Annotated in this window: 1 protein-coding gene and 1 pseudogene; one reads left to right on the top strand and one right to left on the bottom strand. The window is 44.4% G+C overall.

Going from position 1 to position 2,171, the window contains the following annotated elements; all coding sequences use genetic code 11:
• On the bottom strand, nucleotides 1-1,302 hold a 1,302-nt coding region (locus tag B3Y13_RS04250; RefSeq protein WP_296692855.1), incomplete at its 3' end, for a phosphoribosyltransferase family protein.
• 211 nt (nucleotides 1,303-1,513) lie between these two features.
• On the opposite strand from B3Y13_RS04250, the pseudogene B3Y13_RS04255 reads away from it, so the two are divergent.
• Nucleotides 1,514-2,171, top strand: a pseudogene (locus B3Y13_RS04255) (phosphoribosylaminoimidazolecarboxamide formyltransferase); the annotation flags it as partial.

The following is a 2,171-nucleotide window of genomic DNA, read 5'->3' on the forward strand; positions in this document are numbered from 1 at the left end:
AGCGTATTCAGGCGTGTCCGGGTCGCAGTATTTTGCAAGAACTTCTTCGCTTGGATTGTTTCCCTCGAATTTCTTCACGACGCGGCGCGCAATCAAGTCCATCTCGCTTTTTGAGCGGCTAAAATTAAGATATTTGCAGCCGAACATAATAGGAGGACAGGCAGGGCGCACGTGAACTTCCTTTGCCCCGGACTGATACAGAAAGTCCGTTGTCTCTCTGAGCTGGGTTCCGCGCACAATCGAGTCGTCAATCAGAAGAATGCTTTTTCCTTTTATAAGCTGAGGAACCGGAATAAGCTTCATATGCGCGATTAAGTTACGCTGGTCCTGGCTTGTCGGCATAAACGAGCGCGGCCAGGTCGGAGTGTATTTTATGAACGGCCGCGTGAAAGGAATTCCGGCCTCGTTCGCGTAGCCTACAGCGTGGGCAGTTCCGGAGTCAGGAACGCCGGCGGCGCAGTCCGGGTGAATGTTCGCGTCCTTGTCGCGCTTTGCAAGGAATTTTCCGCAGTTGTATCTCATCGCCTCAACGTTCACGCCCTCGTAGCATGCTGTAGGGTAGCCATAGTAAATCCATAGGAACGTGCAGATTTTCATTTCTTTTTGAGGCTTCTGCAGAATCTCGTAGCGGTCGCTTGTTACATAAACGATTTCCGCAGGTCCAAGCTCATGCTCGTCAGCGTAGCCGAGGTTCATATATGCAAAGTTTTCAAAAGAAAGGCAGTGAGCAAGAATTGAGCCTTTTGCGTCTTTTTTTATTCCGATTTGAAGCGGCGTTCTGCCCATCTTGTCTCTTGCGCCGTAAATTCCTTCTGGAGTGGCAACAAGCATTGTGATTGAGCCTTTTATTTTTTTCTGAACGTATTGAATTCCTTCGAGAATTGTTTTTTGAGTGTTTAGAAGCGCAAGAATAAGTTCTGTCTGGTTTATTTCTCCGCCGGACATTTCAAGAAAAGCGCCGCCGTTTTCGATAAGCTCTTTTGAAAGTTCGTCTTTATTTGTAACGATTCCAACGGTTGTAAGCGCAAAACGTCCAAGGTGAGAGCAGGCAAGAAGAGGCTGCGGCTCGTAGTCTGAAATACAGCCGATTCCGATGCGGCCTTTCATCTCCTCAATGTCGTTTTCAAATTTTGTTCTGAACGGAGAATTCTGGATGTTGTGAATTGCACGCTGAAATTTGTCATCTTCGCGATAGACTGCAAGTCCGCCGCGGCGGGTTCCTAAATGTGAATGATAGTCAGTTCCGAAAAATAAATCCATCGAACAGTCGTCTTTTGAAGCAACGCCAAAAATTCCGCCCATAAATGTACCTCTTTGAAGTCTTTGCAAAAATAAAGCACAATTATAGTGCCAAGACGATTTTTTTACAATAAACGGTAAAATTTACCCCGGATCGTTGCGGAAAGACCGCAGCGAAGCGAGGACTTATAGCAAGAGCCGGATATGACAGAGGATGCGGTTTGTGATTTTTTGATTTATTGAATAGAACATTTTTTTATGGTAGTTTTTAAGAATGAAAGAACTTGAATTGAAATATGGATGCAATCCAAACCAGAAACCTGCCCGGGTTTTTGTTGATGAAGGTGATCTTCCAATTGCTGTTTTGAACGGAAGACCTGGTTATATAAATTTGCTCGACGCTTTGAATGGCTGGCAGCTTGTTAAGGAATTGAAGGACGCTACCGGACTTCCTGCCGCAACTTCTTTTAAGCATGTTTCTCCTGCTGGCGCTGCAATTGGCAAGCCTTTGAACGACACTCTCAAGCAGATTTATTTTACCGACGGTGTTGAGCTTTCTCCTTTGGCTTGCGCTTATGCCCGTGCCCGTGGTGCTGACAGAATGTCTTCTTTTGGTGATTTTATTTCTTTGAGCGATGAATGTGACGAAGCTACTGCTCTTTTGATTAAAAAAGAAGTTTCTGACGGCGTTATTGCTCCAGCTTTTTCTGACAAAGCTCTTGAAATTTTGAAGGCTAAAAAGAACGGAAATTACTGCGTTATTCAGATTGATCCGTCTTACGTTCCTCCGGCAACTGAAGTTAAGCAGGTTTTTGGCGTAAAATTTGAACAGGGGCACAATTTTATAAAAATTGACGAAAGCTGTCTTTCTAATATTGTTACGAAAAATAAAAATTTGAGCGAGGATGAAAAACATAACCTTATTATTGCTC

The sequence above is a fragment of the Treponema sp. UBA7567 genome, from assembly GCF_002476655.1.
Classification (GTDB): Bacteria; Spirochaetota; Spirochaetia; order Treponematales; family Treponemataceae; genus Treponema_D.